This is a genomic window from Rohdeia mirabilis (assembly GCA_007750655.1).
In the GTDB taxonomy this organism is placed as follows: domain Bacteria; phylum Planctomycetota; class UBA1135; order UBA1135.
In genome coordinates, this window is the sequence record CP036290.1 from 4,276,626 (window position 1) to 4,292,544 (window position 15,919).

At 70.5% G+C, this 15,919-nt stretch carries 14 protein-coding genes; 8 read left to right on the forward strand and 6 right to left on the reverse strand.

All coding sequences use genetic code 11. The features are described from left to right. Nucleotides 1-33: 33 nt before the first annotated feature. On the reverse strand, nt 34-915 hold the full coding sequence (locus Pla163_RS15860) for a radical SAM protein (RefSeq protein WP_145190732.1): 882 nt from the start codon (nt 913-915) through the stop codon (nt 34-36). A gap of 216 nt (nt 916-1,131) precedes the next feature. On the opposite strand from Pla163_RS15860, the gene Pla163_RS15865 reads away from it, so the two are divergent. Then, nucleotides 1,132-1,458 (forward strand): metal-sulfur cluster assembly factor, encoded by a 327-nt coding sequence (locus Pla163_RS15865; protein ID WP_145190735.1) that lies wholly within the window; start codon nt 1,132-1,134, stop codon nt 1,456-1,458. A gap of 195 nt (nt 1,459-1,653) precedes the next feature. On the opposite strand, the gene Pla163_RS15870 is transcribed toward Pla163_RS15865, so the two are convergent. Both Pla163_RS15870 and Pla163_RS15875 read right to left on the reverse strand, forming a co-directional pair. Continuing rightward, entirely contained in the window at nt 1,654-2,019 is a 366-nt protein-coding gene (locus Pla163_RS15870; RefSeq protein ID WP_419186022.1) for a tetratricopeptide repeat protein, read from the reverse strand. A gap of 52 nt (nt 2,020-2,071) precedes the next feature. Further along, nucleotides 2,072-3,730, reverse strand: coding sequence for a phosphoenolpyruvate carboxykinase (ATP) (locus Pla163_RS15875; protein ID WP_145190742.1), 1,659 nt, complete (start codon nt 3,728-3,730; stop codon nt 2,072-2,074). Between the two features lie 478 nt (nt 3,731-4,208). Between Pla163_RS15875 and Pla163_RS15880 the strand changes: the two genes are divergently transcribed. Beyond that, the gene (locus Pla163_RS15880; RefSeq protein ID WP_145190745.1) at nt 4,209-4,430 is read left to right on the forward strand and encodes a hypothetical protein; all 222 of its coding nucleotides are present in this window, start codon (nt 4,209-4,211) and stop codon (nt 4,428-4,430) included. Nucleotides 4,431-4,530: 100 nt separating this feature from the next. Here Pla163_RS15880 and Pla163_RS15885 read toward each other — a convergent pair whose 3' ends face one another. Continuing rightward, entirely contained in the window at nt 4,531-5,496 is a 966-nt protein-coding gene (locus Pla163_RS15885) for an NAD-dependent epimerase/dehydratase family protein (protein ID WP_145190748.1), read from the reverse strand. Nucleotides 5,497-6,214: 718 nt separating this feature from the next. On the opposite strand from Pla163_RS15885, the gene mutS reads away from it, so the two are divergent. Genes mutS through Pla163_RS19170 form a run of 3 tightly spaced genes read left to right on the forward strand, consistent with a single transcriptional unit; the run spans nt 6,215 to nt 9,343 of the window. Continuing rightward, nucleotides 6,215-8,923 carry a DNA mismatch repair protein MutS gene (gene mutS / locus Pla163_RS15890; protein WP_419186023.1) on the forward strand — a complete coding sequence of 903 codons (2,709 nt, stop codon included), beginning with the start codon at nt 6,215-6,217 and terminating at the stop codon, nt 8,921-8,923. Between the two features lie 54 nt (nt 8,924-8,977). Next, a complete protein-coding gene (locus Pla163_RS19165) occupies nt 8,978-9,127 on the forward strand; it encodes a hypothetical protein (RefSeq protein ID WP_419186024.1) in 150 nt (49 codons plus the stop codon). A gap of 57 nt (nt 9,128-9,184) precedes the next feature. Next, nucleotides 9,185-9,343 carry a hypothetical protein gene (locus tag Pla163_RS19170; RefSeq protein WP_419186025.1) on the forward strand — a complete coding sequence of 53 codons (159 nt, stop codon included), beginning with the start codon at nt 9,185-9,187 and terminating at the stop codon, nt 9,341-9,343. A gap of 41 nt (nt 9,344-9,384) precedes the next feature. On the opposite strand, the gene Pla163_RS15895 is transcribed toward Pla163_RS19170, so the two are convergent. Both Pla163_RS15895 and map read right to left on the reverse strand, forming a co-directional pair. After that, nucleotides 9,385-11,052 carry a glycosyltransferase family 4 protein gene (locus Pla163_RS15895; RefSeq protein ID WP_145190754.1) on the reverse strand — a complete coding sequence of 556 codons (1,668 nt, stop codon included), beginning with the start codon at nt 11,050-11,052 and terminating at the stop codon, nt 9,385-9,387. Nucleotides 11,053-11,133: 81 nt separating this feature from the next. Next, nucleotides 11,134-12,033: a type II methionyl aminopeptidase gene (map, locus tag Pla163_RS19175; protein ID WP_419186026.1), complete on the reverse strand. Its 900-nt coding sequence runs from the start codon at nt 12,031-12,033 to the stop codon at nt 11,134-11,136. 96 nt (nt 12,034-12,129) lie between these two features. Here map and Pla163_RS15905 point away from each other — a divergent pair, with 96 nt between their 5' ends. The 3 genes from Pla163_RS15905 to Pla163_RS15915 all read left to right on the forward strand — a co-directional run bounded on the left by Pla163_RS15905 (nt 12,130) and on the right by Pla163_RS15915 (nt 15,824). Further along, entirely contained in the window at nt 12,130-14,292 is a 2,163-nt protein-coding gene (locus tag Pla163_RS15905; RefSeq protein ID WP_419186027.1) for a YfhO family protein, read from the forward strand. Between the two features lie 34 nt (nt 14,293-14,326). Beyond that, nucleotides 14,327-14,773: a hypothetical protein gene (locus tag Pla163_RS15910; RefSeq protein ID WP_145190763.1), complete on the forward strand. Its 447-nt coding sequence runs from the start codon at nt 14,327-14,329 to the stop codon at nt 14,771-14,773. A gap of 124 nt (nt 14,774-14,897) precedes the next feature. Beyond that, nucleotides 14,898-15,824: a protein kinase domain-containing protein gene (locus Pla163_RS15915; RefSeq protein WP_145190766.1), complete on the forward strand. Its 927-nt coding sequence runs from the start codon at nt 14,898-14,900 to the stop codon at nt 15,822-15,824. The last annotated feature ends 95 nt before the right edge of the window (nt 15,825-15,919 follow it).

Here is a 15,919-nt window from a genome sequence, read left to right on the forward strand (position 1 = left end):
CGATGCGGTGCGTTGGTGGCGGTGAGGCGCAGGTCAGAGCCCGCGCATCCACTCGGCGCGGAACGGCGCGGCCTGCGGACTGGCGAGGACGGCGTCGAGCGCTGCGACGAGGCGCTCCTTGTCCTTGGGCAGCGTCCCCGCCAGCGCCAGGTAGTTGCTCGCGTGGTTCGAACGGAAGACCGTGCCGTCGAGCTCGAGGTGCGCGAGGAACTCACGCAGCTCGCGCGCGAGCTCGATCGGCTCGAGGTGGTCCATCCCGCCGGCGCGGTCCGTCTCGAACAGAGGCGTGCCTTCCACCGGCGTCATCACGAGCGTGCTCACGAACCGCGGTCCGATCGCGTTGACGACCTCGGCCGAGGCGCGCGCGTGGTCGAGCGAGCGCGCACGGCCACCCGCTCCGAGCAGGACCATCGTCGAGAGTTTGATCTCGGCCTCCTGGGCCTTGAGCGCCACGCGCACCATCTCGGCCGCGTCGACCCCCTTGTCGAGCCATCGCAGGACCTCGTCGTCGCCGCTCTCGATCCCCAGGTAGTACTGGGTCAGTCCCGCCTCACGCAGACGGACCATGTCCTTCACCGAGCGCACCTGCAACGCTTGGGGCGACGCGTAGCAGCTGATGCGCCGCAGGGACGGAAAGGCCGAGCGCAGTTCGCCGCACAGCTCCACGAGGAACGCGGTCTTGGCGATCAACGCGTCGCCGTCCGCCAGGAACACCTTCGCCACGTGCGGCCCGGCCTCGCGCCGCGCCCAGGCGATCTCCTCGCGCAGCTCGCCGATGGGGCGCACGCGGAAGCGCTTGTCCCGGTACATCGCGCAGAACGTGCAGCGGTTGTAGCTGCAGCCGATCGTCGCCTGGAGGATCAGCGAGTCCGCCTCGGACGGCGGCCGGTAGAGCGTGCCCTCGTACTGGATCATGGGCGGAGGATGGTACCCGAGGCCCGTCGGCTCCCACGGGCCCCGAACCATCCGTGCTGCCCCTGGAATCTGTGCGCAGGATGGCGCAGGAGGTCTTTGGCGGTACCTTCTTCCGCGGAAGATCACCGTCGCACGATGCGGGCCCCCGATGTGGCGGCCTCGGCCACGCGACCCCTCGAACCACCTGACCTGCCTGGCGCCCCGCGCCCCGAAGACATGACCGAAGCCAACACGGGCGACGCCAACGAAGCCGTCTACGCCCAACTCCGCCAGATCTACGACCCCGAGATCCCCGTCAACATCGTCGATCTCGGCCTGATCTACGACGTGGCCGTCGAAGGTCCGAACTGCACCGTGACGATGACGCTCACCTCCCAGTCGTGCCCCGAGGCCAAGACGATCCCCGACATGGTGCGCCGTCGCGCCAACACGGTCGACGGCGTCGAGGAAACCACCGTCGACATCGTCTGGGAACCCGCCTGGGGCCCCCACCGCATCACCGAGGAAGGTCGCAAGATCCTCGGGATCGACGAAGAGGAGTGACCGGCGCGCGGCCCGGGCGGGGCCGCCGCGATCGACCGCCCGAGGGCGATCCGATCCAACGGAAGCGGGGCGTGCTCGACTCGAGCACGCCCCGCTTTCGGTTCTACCGCGTTCCAACCGGCGCCTTCGCGCGTTGCCCCGATGCGGGCGCCGATGCGGGCGCCGATCCTGTGCGAACCGGTGCGCCGCGGCGCGTCACTGGATGACGCGCATCCCGTCCTCGTCGGGCTTGGGCGCGTGCGGGTTCTCCTTCAGCTCCTGCTTCCAGGCTTTCAGGCGCGCCTTCGCCGCCTCGGCCTCGGCCGTGTCGATGTCGCCCTTGCGCTGGTACATCATCGAGAGGGACGTGTGCACGAGGTGGTCCTCGGGATCGAGCTCGACGATGCGGTTCGCGGTGGCGATGCCCTCGTCGAGGTCACCCGAGTACATGAGCGCCGCGGCGAGCGCGTGGAGCACGTCCGTCGTGTCGGGCTGCAGTTCGAGCGCCTTGCGGTACTGCTCGGCCGCCTCGCCGTACTTGTTCTGGCCGAACAGCTTCATGCCGTCCATGTAGGCCTGCATCCACGGATCCATTGTCGCTCCTCGTCGTCGCAGTGTGCGAGCGCCCGTGCGCTCACATGACGGGCTCGATGCCGAGTGCACCGAACCCCTTGGTCTCGAAGTTGTCGCGGAACATGCTCCGCAGCTTGTCGGCCGCCTTGTCGTAGCCGTCCTTGTCCGCCCACGTGTTGCGCGGGTTGAGGATCTCGGACGGAACGTTCGGGCACGACGTCGGCATCTTCAGGTTGAAGATCGGGTGCACCTCGTAGTCCACCTTGTCGGCGTCGAGGTCGCCGGCGAGCGCCGCATCCAGCAGCGCGCGCGTGTGCTTGATCGAGATGCGCTTGCCGGTGCCGTAGGCGCCACCCGACCAGCCGGTGTTCAGAAGGATGCAGCGCGCTTCGTTGGCCTGCATCTTCTTCGCCAGCAGCTCGGCGTAGACCGACGGCTTGTGCGCCATGAACGGCGCGCCGAAGCAGGCGGAGAAGGCCGCTTGCGGTTCGGTGACACCCACTTCCGTGCCCGCGAGCTTCGACGTGAAGCCACAGACGAAGTGGTACATGACGTCCTTCGGCTCGAGCACCGAGATCGGCGGCAGCACGCCGAACGCATCGGCCGTCAGCAGCACGATCGTCTGCGGGTGCGGGCCACAGGCGTCGGGCATCACGTTGGGGTTGGCCTCGAGCGGGTAGCTGAAGCGCGTGTTCTCGGTGATCGAGCGATCGGCGAGGTCCAGCTCCTGCGGATCGCACTGATCCATCGTCTTGCCGGGCAGCGGCGCGACGTTCTCGATGATCGTTCCCGCCTTCGACAGGGCCGCGGCGATGACCGGCTCGGCCTCCTTGTCGAGGTCGATGAGCTTGGCGTAGCAGCCGTCCTCGAGGTTCGAGATGCCGCGGTCGTTCCAAGCGGTCTCGTCGTCGCCGACCAGCCGGCGGTTGGGATCGGCCGAGAGGGTCGTCTTGCCGGTGCCCGACAGGCCGAAGAGGATCGCCGCGTCGTCGCTCGAACCCACGTTCGCCGAGCAGTGCATCGAGAGGATGCCCTGGTTCGGGAGCATGTAGTTCATGACCGTGAAGATCGTCTTCTTGACGACGCCGTTGTAGTCGGCGCGGCCGGCCACGAGGCAGATCTTGTTCTTGAAGTCGATGATGATGGCGGCCTCGGAGCGGCTGCCGTCGCGCTCGGGCTCGCACACGAAGGACGGCGCGTTGAGCATCGTCCAACGCTTGCTCTCCTCGTCCGACACGCCCGCGAGGTCCTTCGGGAACATGTTGTGGGCGAACATCGCGTGCGTCGCGAACTCCCCCACGAAGCGGTACGGCAGCGCGTAGCTCGGGTCGCTGCCGACGTAGACGTCCTTGACGTACAGCGTGGCGCGCTTCGCGTTCAGGTGGGCGACCACGCGCTCGAGCAGACCCTGGTACTTCGCCGGGTCGTACTTCTGCAGGTCGTTCTTCCACCAGACCGTCCCTTCGACCTCGGGCCACGCGACCGCGAAGGTGTCCTTGACGCGCCGGCCGGTGCACTCGGGGTCCGTGTAGTAGACGAGCGGTCCGTCGACGCCGAGCGCGGTCGGGAAGGCCTTCTGTTCGTCCGAGGGGCCGTCCAGGCGGACGCGCCCACGGTCGTTCGCGATCGCCTCGTGGAAGAGCTCGGCCTTCGACAGTCCGTACTTGTACTCGACGGTGTCGAGGCCCAGGAGATCCTTGAGGTGAGCGCTGTGGTCCATGGCGCGGACGCGACCTTCGGGGCCGCAGGAGGGGGGTTCGGTCGAACGACGAGATGGAGGTACGGATCGCGCCTCGGGCCCCATCTGGGGGCCAGCGACCCCTTGCGAGGGTTCGAGAGGCGCGGAGAAGCGCCACAAGGTACCGCCCGTGCCCCCGGAACGGCAAGGAACGGAGCGTTCGGTCCGAGCGACTCATGGTGCTTCCACAGGGCCTTGAAGGGCGCTTGAGGCCCCTCGGGTAGCTTGCGGGACACATGGAGCGGCTGACGCCGGTCCGAATCACAGGGGCAGGCCGTAGACGGCCGATGAGGGGAGGGCTGGGGCCGCGCACCGGGGGGAAGCGCTGGCGCCACGGGGAGAGCGGGGTCACCCGCGGACTCTCCGACCCACGCTCCGCGTCGACGCGCGCACCACCCGTGCAGCGCCCGCGAGTGCCCGCCCCCCGACACCGACAGAACACGAAAGAAGAACGTCGACCATGAAGACCGATTCCACCGCAGCCCGTCTCGAGGACGGCGCCATCACCCTCAGCTGTCCGGACCACGGACACCGCCTCGTTCCGATCCACCGCATCCGCGGCGGCACCCGCTTCGTCATGGGCTGGACCTGCCCCGAGCCCTACTGCGAGCACGTGAGGCTGGTACCGCGACTGCTCGACGACCCGAACGCGCACGACGAATCGGAACGTTCCGAGCGCTGACGGGGCGGCTCCCGCCGAGACCGTCGGAGCGAACACCTCGGACGGAGTTCGAACTTCCAAGTGAGCGCCACCCGATCGGGGGGCGCTCCTTCGCGTGACCTCAGCGCGCCGCGAAGCGTTCGCGGTACCAGTCGAAGGTCGTGCGCAGGCCCTGTTCGAACGGGACCTGCGCCTCGTACCCGAGGTCCGCGCGGATCCGGTCGACGGCCGCGCAGCTGTGTTTCACGTCGCCGGCGCGATCGGGTCCGAAGGTGGGCTCGGCCGTGACGCCGACCAGGGCGGCGAGTTCGCGGTAGAGCCGCTCGACACTGATCCGACCGCCCGCTCCGACGTTGTAGACGCGGCCCGCCGGGTGGTCGCCGTCCATCGCGGCCAGGTTCGCGCGCACCACGTCCGTGACGAACGTGAAGTCGCGACTCTGCTGTCCGTCGCCGTGGATCGTGATCGGTTCGCCCGCCAGCAGGCGCCGAGCGAAGATGGCGATCACCCCCGTGTAGGGGCTGTCGTCCGCCTGCCTGGGCCCGTAGACGTTGAAGTAGCGCAGGGCCGTCGTGTGCGTCCCGTGCAGCTTGGCGTAGGCCGACAGGAGCTGCTCCCCCGCCACCTTGCCGACCGCGTAGGGCGACAGCGGACGCACCGGCAGGTCCTCGCGCTTCGGGAGCTCCTCGCCGTCCCCGTAGGCCGCCGAGGAGGCCGCGAAGACCAAGCGACCGCCGACTTCTCGGAGGGCCTCGAGCACGTTGATCGTGCCACCGACGTTGACCTCGAGACTGCGCGCCGGCTTCTCGACGCTGAGCGGGACGGAGACCTGCGCCGCCTCGTGGAACGCTCCGCGGACGCCCTCGGCCACATGGCGCACGAGCGCCGCGTCGGTCACGGACCCTTCGACGAGCTCGACCGCCGCGCCGCTCCCCACGTCGCCGGTGTCGAATCCCGCCAGGTTGCCCCACCCGCCGCTGGTGGAGTGGTCGTCGAGCACGCGCGCGCGATCGCCGCGGGCGACAAGAGCTTCGACGAGGTGCGAGCCGATGAAGCCGGCTCCGCCGGTGACCAGATAGAGCGCCATGGCGGGGAGACTACGCGGGCGGGCGTTCTCTTCCGCGCGCGCGACCGTCGCCACCGTCCGCGCGCCCCCTCGTGGCACCGCTCGCGGACGGGCGTGCGCCGAGGAACGAGAAGAGCGCCGCCCCAGGAGGGACGGCGCTCCACCGGTCAATGCGCAGCGCCCCGGAGTGCGTGCGGTGCCGAACCACCGCCGCGCGGGACGCGCCCCCATTCCCATCGAGATCCTTCGACCAGGGGAGCGATCGAAGACGGTGCCGCACGAGATCCGGCCTCTCGCGCTGCTCCTGTGATACGCCCGTGGACCGGTGCAACTACCTGTTTTTTGCACAGAACCCTCAGAATGCCAAGGAGTTACCACCGGCGCTCGCCACGCGGTGGGCCCCCGGTCCGGACGACGTAGGTCCTTTGACGCTCCGTTGGTGGGCGCTCGTCGTCCGGCGCGCGCGGGTCTCGACGCTGGGCCCTGCGATCCCGCCGCGGGGAGTTCCGGGCGACCGAGGACCCGGCGTGGCGTTCGAGGCCCGGCCACCACCCTCCACCGAAGGCCGACCGTGTGCGCGGGACCCGCCCGACCCGTCCCGTAGAGTACGCGCCGCCCAGGACCGGCGGCCCGCGCCCGAGGCCGCTCGGGGCCCGGGTCCACCCGCCGTCCCCGCTCCCCACCGGCCCGCGCCGCAAGGCCACGACCGCCCCCGATGACACCCAGGAATCGAACCACGGTGGCCGGTGCCACCGCCTCGCGCGGCGCCCCCGGGCCCGGAGCGCGCGACGGGAAGAAGACGCCGATGATGGAGCAGTTCTGGCGTGCCAAGGACGAGCACCCGGACGCCCTGATCTTCTTCCGGATGGGCGACTTCTACGAGATGTTCGGCGAGGACGCGGTGACGGCGTCGCGCGAGCTGGGCATCACGCTGACGAAGCGCGACAAGGACGCCAACGCGATGCCGATGGCGGGTGTGCCCGTCAAGTCGATGGACGGCTACCTGCTGCGACTCGTGCGCGGTGGCTTCAAGGTCGCGATCTGCGAACAGCTCCAGGACCCGAAGAAGACCAAGGGCATCGTCGATCGCGGCGTCGTGCGCGTCGTGACGGCGGGCACGCTCACCGAGGAGGATGCGCTGGACGCGCGCGCGTCGAACTACCTGGTGGCGCTGTGGCCGCGCTCGCCGAAGCAGCCGAACGGTCACAACGGTCTGGCCTGGGTCGACGTCTCGACCGGACGCTTCCACGCCTGCGACGTGGACGACGGCGGACTGCTCGACGAACTCGCGCGCCTGGCGCCGGCGGAGCTGTTGGTCGCTCCGGAAGCGTTCGACCCGGCATCGCCCCAGCACACCGAGGTCCAGCGCGTCTACCACGCGCGCTTCAGCGAACGCGACGCGTGGCGTTTCGACCGCGAAGCGATGCGCCGCGCGCTCGAGCGACACTTCAAGGTTCGCACGCTCGCGGGCTTCGGCATCGACGACGACAGTGCCGCCGTTCCCGCCGCCGGCGCGCTGATCGAGTACCTCGAAGAGACGCAGAAGGCGGCCTGCACGCACATCCGCCGCATCGAGCCCAGCGATCCGTCGCGCCACCTCGTGCTCGATCGCGCCACGCGTTCGACGCTCGAACTGGTCGAGACCCAACGCGGCGCGCGGCGCGAAGGCACGTTGCTCGACGTCCTCGACGGCACGCGGACACCGATGGGCGGGCGCCTGTTGCGCGAGTGGCTGCTGGCGCCCCTGCGCGAGGTCGACCCGATCCGCGCGCGGCAAGGAGCCGTCGCCGAACTGTTCGACCACCCCTTCCTGCGCGAAGAGGTGCGCGACGTGCTGGGCGAGGTGCGCGACCTCGAGCGCTTGATCGCCAAGCTGTCGACCGGGCGCGCGAACGGCCGCGACCTGCGCGCGCTGGCGCTCTCGACGCAGCTGATCCCGGCCCTGCGCAAGCAGATCGAAGGGGCCGGGTCGGAACTCCTGGCGACGCTCCACGAGCGCTTGGACCCGCTCGTCGATCTCACCGACCGCATCCTGACGACGATCTCCGACGAGCCGCCGCTGACGGTCCGCGACGGTGGCGTGATCCGGTCGGGCGTCGACGCGGCGCTCGACGAACTGCGCAGCATCGCGGGCGACGGCAAGACCTGGATGGCGAGTTTCCAGGCCAGCGAGGCCCAGCGCACGGGGATCGCCAATCTGAAGATCGGCTACAACTCGGTCTTCGGCTACTACCTCGAAGTGTCGCGCGGTCAGGTCGCCTCGGTGCCTCCGGAGTGGATCCGCAAGCAGACGATCAAGACGGCCGAGCGTTACATCACTCCCGAGCTCAAGGAGTTCGAGACCAAGGTGCTGTCGGCCGAGGACGAGGCCAAGGAACTCGAGCTACGCCTGTTCGACGAACTGCGCGACGAGCTGCAGAGCCACGTCGAACGCGTCCTCGAGACCGCGCACGCCGTGGCGACGCTCGACGCGCTGGCGTCGCTCGCCGAGAGCGCCGCGACCAATCGCTACGTGCGGCCCGAGGTCGACGACTCGACGCGCCTCGAGATCACGGGCGGTCGGCACCCGGTCATCGAACTGTCGTCCACCTGCGACACGTTCGTCCCCAACGACAGCCACCTCGACGCGGACCCGCAGCAGGGGCGCATGCTCGCCGTGCTGACGGGGCCGAACATGGCCGGTAAGTCGACCTACATCAGGCAGACCGCCCTGATCGTGCTGCTGGCGCAGATCGGCGCCTTCGTCCCGGCGGAAGCGGCGCGGATCGGCGTCGTCGACCGGATCTTCACGCGCGTGGGGAGTGGCGACGACATCAGTCGCGGCGAGTCCACGTTCATGGTCGAGATGGTCGAGATCGCCAACATCCTCAACAACGCCGGGCCGCGGTCGCTCGTGGTGCTGGACGAAGTCGGACGCGGCACCAGCACGTTCGACGGCCTCGCGTTGGCCTGGGCGATCGTCGAGCACCTGCACGAGCGCGTCGGCGCACGCGCCCTCTTCGCGACGCACTACCACCAGCTCACGGCGCTGTCCGAGCGGCTCGCCGGCGTGTTCGACCTGTCCGTCGCCGTGCGCGAGTCGGGCGACGAGATCGTCTTCCTGCACACGATCGTCGAGGGCGGGACCGACCGCAGCTACGGCATCCACGTGGCGCGTCTCGCCGGCGTTCCGGCCGAGGTCCTGACGCGCGCCCAGCAGGTGCTGGCGACGCTCGAGGACGAGGCCGAACACCTGGAGCCCGGTGCGCCGGTCGAAGCGGTCGCTGCGGCCCCGGCGCCGAAACCGGTCAACGACGCCGCCGCGCCGAAGCCTCGCGCGGAGGGCCAGCTCTCGCTGTTCGCCGCCGAGAGCGAGGTCGAGCGCGAGATCCGCGCCGTCGCGCTCGACGCCACGACGCCGCTCGACGCGCTGCTCTTGATCAAGCAGTGGCAGGATCGCTTGCGGTGAAGCTCGCGGCCGCTCCGAACGGGGCGGCCGAACTCGATACACGAACGCAGAACCATGACCTCCGACGGATCCAGCTTCGACAGGCCCTACTTCGTGGCGCAGGGCGGCTTCGGCCGCTTGCGCGAGATCGGCCGCGTGCTCTCGAAGGTCGGGATCGACTCCGAGATCGTCGGACCGCCCGAGGGCACGAACCTCAACGGCTGAGGCACCAAGTTCCTGCTCGCGGTCGCGAGCGCAGATGCACGCCTCGCGCTGGAGCGCATGGAAGCGGCGGAACTCGAGTCCCTCGACGAGGCCGGCCGTCGCGCGGCCGCGCACGTGATCGACCTCGACGCCGAGTCGAACGACTGCCCGGCCTGTGGCGAGCCCTTCTCGGGCCACCCGGTTCGCTGCCCCTCGTGCGGCTTGCGCCTGCGCTGAGCGCCGCGGCGACGAGGCCGCCCAGTCTCAGCGCGAACGGTTCAGCGCGAACGGTGCGGCGGGAACGACTCGAGGTGTTCGAGGTACGCGTCCGCCGTCCGCTGCCAGTGGCACTCGTCCTCGACGAAGCGTCGCACGTTCTGCTCGAGGCGCGTGCGCCGCTCGCGATCGGTCGCCAGGTCGACGAGCGTGCGTGCGAGGCTCTCCACCTCGCTGGCGCCGAGCGGCACCTTGACCGTGCACGGATCGGGCAGTTCGGCCTGCTCGGCGGCGTCGCTCGCGATGACGGCGCGCCCCAGACCGAAGCTCTGGAAGATGCCACCGGACGTGCCGCCCGACGTCGGCCCGCGCAGGTTGACCGACAGGTCGCCCGCGCGCAGCCACTCCCAGCCGTCCTCCTCGGACACGAAACCGGTCAGCCGCACCGCGTCCTCGAGATGGCGCCGGCGCACCTCGTCCGCGGCGTCGAAGAAGTCGCCAGCGACCTTTCCGACGAGCGCCAGGCGCAGGTTCGGAGCGCTGCGTCGCGCCACGACCAGAGCGTCGAGCAATTTGTCGATGCGCTTGTGTGGCTGCACGCCGCCGAAGCTCACCAGCAGGAACGCGTCGAGCCACTCGTCCTCGAGGCCGAGGCCCGCGCGCACGTCGCGGCGATCGCGTTCGTCCCAGCGGCGCTCGCTGCCGTGCCAGACGCGACCGACCGGCGCCTGGGCACCGCGCTCGCGACGGATGTGGTCGCCGACGTACTCGGAGTGGACGATGAACGCATCCGCGTGGCGCACGATCGTGCCGTTGAGCGGCAGGTCGAAGCGATCGCGCGACAGGGTGACCGGAACGAACGGGTGCGCCTGCGGCAGTGAGAGATCGAGGTCCGTCCAGCGCTCGCCGACGCGGTAGCGGATCGACTTCACGAACGCGCCCAGTCGGCGCGTGTCGCCGTGCGCGCGCTGCTCGGGCGTGACCTCGACCGGCTCGACGCGCAGCACGAAGACCAGGTCGCGCGCGGGATCGGGAGTCACCTCGAACGCGTCGTCGCCGTGGTCGGGCCGCGTGGTGAAACCGGCTGCGCGCCCGCTCCCCTGCCACAGGGTGAGCGTCCGACCGGCGGCGGCGTGGAAGTCCACCACCACTTCGTCGACGCGCACGGAACGCTCGACGGGGATCCGGAACGAGCCGAAGTCGCAGGTCCAACGCCCGTTCGGCTCGGGAGCGTGCCAGCCGGCCAGCAGTTCACCGCGCAACGCGGCGTGATCGGGCTCTTCCACCCGCGCGCGCTTCTGGCGCCGGCGATCGAGGAAGTTGCGCAGGTAGCGCGAGCACTGGGCCGGCCCGCCTTCGCGCAACGCGAGTGCGGTGCCCTTCGCTCCGCCGCGACCCAGAGCCGGCCACGCGGCCAACGCCATGTCGAACAGGACCCAGTCGTGCAGACACACCGTTCCGCCCAGGCGCTTCATCGCGGCGGCCATGAACGCGTGGTTCGACTCGTTGCCGACCTGGTAGAGGATCCTGTCGTACCGCCGCGGATCGAGCTCGTCGATGCTGCGCGCCGTGCCCCCACCGTAGTCCGCATCGAGTGCCTCGCCCGCGTACTTGGGCGCCACGTACACGTCGATCTCCACCTTCCGCGCCAGGTAGGGCAACAGGTGTCGCGTGTAGTCGCCGATGCCCGAGCGGACGGACGGCGGTGTGGTGACGAGTGCCAGTCGCACGTGGGCTCGGTCGGGCTCGCGGGTCGCTTCGGGGAGGATGCGGTCGGAGCGTCGCTCGGGCAGAAGCGTCGCGTTCTGGCCTCAGACGGAGGCCGTCAGGATCTCGATGCCGTCGGCGCCGACGTAGATCGAGTGCTCGGTCTGCGCGACCATCACACCTTCCTCTTCGACGAGCGGGGGGAAACGCAGCAGCGAGGCCTGGCGTGCGAGCTTGCCGAAGGCGTCCTCGACGGCGTCGCGGTCCAGGTGATCGAAGTAGCGGCGCGCGATCGGCAGTCCGCGCCAGGACTCGATCGCCTTGAGCACGTCCTTGTCGATGCCCTTCGCCTTGCGCGGCGGACGGACCATCATGAACACCTCGGCGCGGCCGCGCTCGACGGTGTGGCCGCGACCGGTGCACGCGAACGGCTCGATCGCGATGACTTTGCCCTCGGGCAACCGCTCGCCACCGTGGTCGGGACAGGACGGGATCTGCGGCGCGGTGTGGACCTGCCACGGAGCGAGGCCGTGGCCGGTGAGGTTGCGCACCGGCTCGAAGCCGGCGGCCTGGATCACGCGCTCGACCGCGGCGCCGATCTCGGCCGTCGGGCGGCCCGGCTCGACCAACGAGATCGCCGTGGCGAGCGCGTCGCTCGAGGCCTTGATCAGGTCGCCCCAGCGGCCGTCGCTCGACAGGTCCACCGTGCACGCGGTGTCGGCGATCGCGCCGTCGACGCAGACGCCGAGGTCGACCTTGGTGCAGTCCCCTTCCTCGTAGACCGTTTCGTCCTCGGGCGACGAGCAGTAGTGGGCCGCGATGTGGTTGCGACTCGTCTGGGCCGGGAAGGCCGGGATCGCTCCCGCCGCGCGGATGCGCTGTTCGATACCTTCGAGGACGTCGCGCAGACGGACGCCCGGCGCGATGGTCGCGCGGGCCCATTCGCGGCACTCGGCGGCGATGCGCCCAGCACGGCGCCAGTTGTCGAGTTCGGTGGCGATCACGGCGGAAGAAGATAGTCGGCCGGGGCGCCGACCGCCACCGCGGACGTCGGGCACGCCTCGATCGCCGGCGTCGTCGCGTTGCGCTCCGATCGTTCCATGACCCCGAGCAGCTCCCGAGCCACCTCGATCCTCGCCTGGGTCGCCATCGCGATCGCCGTGAGCGCCCTTCTGTGGGAGGCTCTCGCGGGTGGCCGCGCGCTGGCTCCGTACGACGCACTCGGCGCGTTCGAGCCCTGGGCCAGCGAGACGGACCTCGAGCCGACGAATCCGCTCCTGCTCGACCAGCCACTGGTGACCATGCCGTGGTCGGCCTGGTCGGCGCAACGGGTGGCGGCGGGCGAGCTGCCCCTGTGGAACCCGCACAACTACCTCGGACAGCCGATCCACGCCGCCCTGACCGGTGCCTTCATGTGGCCGGGACACTGGCCCTTCATGGTCTGGCCGGACTGGCGCTGGCTGGCGTTGATCGCGGCGCTCGAGCTGACCCTGGCGGGCGGCTTCTTCCAGCGCTTCCTGCGGCGACTCGGCGCGAGCCCCCTGGCCTCGACCGCGGGCGGGATCGGCTACGCGCTGTGCGGCTTCCAGGTGGCCTGGCTCGGACACCCGCACACGAACGCGGCGCTGCTGCTGCCGCTGGCGCTGTTGTCGGTCGAGCGGTTGTGCGCAGCGCGCGACGCGGGCCGTGGCGGCCGACGTGGGATCGCGCTCGTGGCCCTGTGGACCTTCGGACTCGGCGTCTGCGGCCACGCCCAGACCGCGCTGCACGTGGGACTCGTGGTCGGCGCCTACGCCCTCGTGCGGCTCTGGTCGGGTCCGGCGCCGCGACTGGGGCGCGACGGCCTGCTGCGGCTCGTCGCGGGTGGAGTGCTCGGCCTGCTGCTGGCGGCGCCCCAGATCCTCCCGTTCCTCGAGTACGTCGGCACGAGCCGCGCCCGCACGGCCTTCGCCACCACCGACGTGGTCACCGAGGTCGCACCGTGGAAGGTCGCGGTGATGCTGGTCGATCCGCACTTCTGGGGCGATCCGCTGGCCGGCACCTACCGCGGCCCGGGGGGCGACAACCTCAACTACTCGGAGCTGGTGGGCGGCTTCGTCGGTCGCGTCTTGCTCGTCCTGGCCGCGATCGGTGCCGTGGTCGCGATCCGGCGTCGGGACGCGCGCCGCATCGCGTTGGTGGTCGCGGCCGTGCTGGGCGCCTGCCTCGCCTGGCAGGTTCCGCCCTTCTACGACGTCGCGCGCGAACTGCCGCTGTTGGGCAGCACGAAGCTGATGCGCTTCTCGCTGGTGCTGGCCGCGGCCTTGGCCGGGCTCGGCGCGTTCGGCCTCGATCGATTGCTCCAGCAGTTGCCGCGCCGTCCGCGCGCACTGGTCGGCGGCAGCGCGTTGTTGGTCGTCGCGGTCGAGCTGGTCGCGTCCGGCCGCGGCTTCAATCCGACCATCGAACCGGAGCGCATCTTCGCCCCCACGCCCACGAGCGAGTTCCTGGCCCAGCGCGGCGGCCGGACCGTCGGCACCGTCGGGATGACCTTCGCGCCGAACGCGAACCTGCCGCTCGGCGTGTCGCTGGTGGGCGGCTACGACTCGCTCGAGGTCGACCGGGTGACGGATCTGGTGCGCCTGCTCTCGAGCGCCGAACTCGAGCACGAGTTCATCTCCACGATCCCCTACTTCGACCGCGCGGTGCCGCTCGTGCGCGCGCTCGCGATCGAGCACGTGGTCGCGCGCGAAGTGCTGCCCGCACCCTGGAGCCAGGTGTTCGAGGGTCCCGGCGGACTGCGCGTGTACAGCGACCCGGCACCGCTCGGTCGCGCGTACCTGGCGCGCGGCGTCGAGCGGATCGACGACGCGGACGAACGCCTCGCACGCCTGGGCGCCGCGGACTTCGATCCGACCGTGGCCGTGGTCGAGTCGCCCGTGCCCGCCGGCGTCCTGCTGCACGAGCGAGCGCCGGGTCGCGCGGACCTGGTGCGCGCCGAGACCGATCGGCTCGAGATCGCGTGCGAGGTGACGGCCCCGGCGCTGCTCGTGGTCGCTGACGCCTGGTATCCCGGCTGGGAGGCCACGGTGGACGGCCGCGACGTCTCGATCGAGCGCGTGGACCACGCCCTGCGCGGGGTGTGGCTCGAGCCGGGCGACCAGCGCGTCGAGATGACCTACCGACCGGGCAGCTTCCGCACCGGGCTCTGGCTGGCCGCCGGAGCCGCGCTGGTGCTGGCGGCTCTGCTGCTGCTGCTGCCCCGACCGACGTCCGCCGCCTGAGCCCCCGGACCCGCGCCCGACCCCGTAGCCGACCATGACGACCCCCGCGTCCCACCTTTCCGACCGTCCGTCTCGCAACCGGATCCGCGGCGCGCGGGTGCTCGGCCTGTGCCTGGCCCTCGGCCTGTGCGCCGGCGCGTCCGCCTGCGTGGTGACCGAGACCGTGCGGCCGGACCACGGGGACGGTCGCGCCCGCTCGCTGGAGGTCGCGGCCACGTTCGACGTGGTCGCGAGCGGAACCATCGTCGGCCAAGTTCAGCAGTACGGGGACTCGAGTTCACCCCAAAAGCACTACTTCGCAGTCATGAACCGCTGGGGGCAGGAGCTCGGACTGGTCGACGGACTGGGCCGGATCTGGCGCCACCGGCCCCACGAGAGCGAGCCCGAGGCCGTGGGCAGCGGGCCCCTGGCCGAGGGCGTGCGGCGCCTGCTCGAGCTCGCCGACACGCCGCAGCTCGTGGCCCACCGGGCCGAAGACTGAGCCGGGTTCGGCACGCGCCGCGGATCGTCGGGCACAGGGGCTCAACGCGAGCCTCGGGGGGGCCGAAGGAGGTTGGGCTGGGTCCGTCCCTCAGCGGACCCGTTTTCCCCCACTGCGCTCCCCAATGATCAGGCTCGAATCCGGCGCCGCCATCGGCAAGTACCAGGTCGTGGACTTCATCGCCCGCGGCGCCTTCAGCTGCGTGTACCTGGCCGAGGACGAACGCGGGAACCGCGTCGCCCTCAAGGTCGGCGACATGGCGGGTGGCGGTCGCTACCTGACCCGCTGCCTCGAGATCACGAATCGGCGCTCGCCCGACTGGGTCAGCCCCGACGAGTCCCCCGGCGAAGCGGTCTTCTTCCGCAACGACGGAGCTCGCATCGACTTCCTCGACCTGCACGAGATCGACAACCTGCTGCGGCAGGAGGGCGAGCTGCTGCAGAGCATCAAGAGCCAGAACGTCGTGCGCGTGAAGGACATCGCCGACCACGACGGTCGCCCGGTGCTCGTCATGGACTACGTGGCGGGCAAGACGCTGCGCGAGAAGATCCGCGCGCTCGAGGGCATCCGCCTCAACTGGTTCCTGTCGGTCGTGCGCACGCTGATGCGCCTCGGCCGCAACGGACAGCTCGCCTACCACGGCGATCTGAAGCCCGAGAACATCATCGTCAAGCCGTCGGGCTCGGTCGTGCTGATCGACCCGTCGATGCGCGACAACGACCGCTCGCTGATCTCGACGACGCCCCACTACAACCCGCTGCTGCTCACCAACAGCAAGGCGGACGTCATGGGCATCGGCATCATGCTGTACGAGATCCTGACCGGTGCGCTGCCCTTCGAGAACGCGCCCTGGGAGTTCGCCGGCCGCGAGCAGGGGGGCGACGCCGAACGCTTCAGCCTGTCGATGTTCCTGTCGCACCTGGCGCCGTCGGAGCTCAATCCGAACTCGCCGCCCGCGCTCGAGCGCCTGGTCTACAACTGCCTCACGATGCCCGACTACGACCTGCCCGAGCTCGAGGCCGACCTGGTGGCGTTCCTGCGCAAGCAGTAGCGCGAACACGCCGGCAGCCGCCGGAAGTGGAACCTGAACGAGCAGCGGCCACGTCGATCGACGTGGCCGCTGCTCGTTCGGGTTCGGGCCCGAGC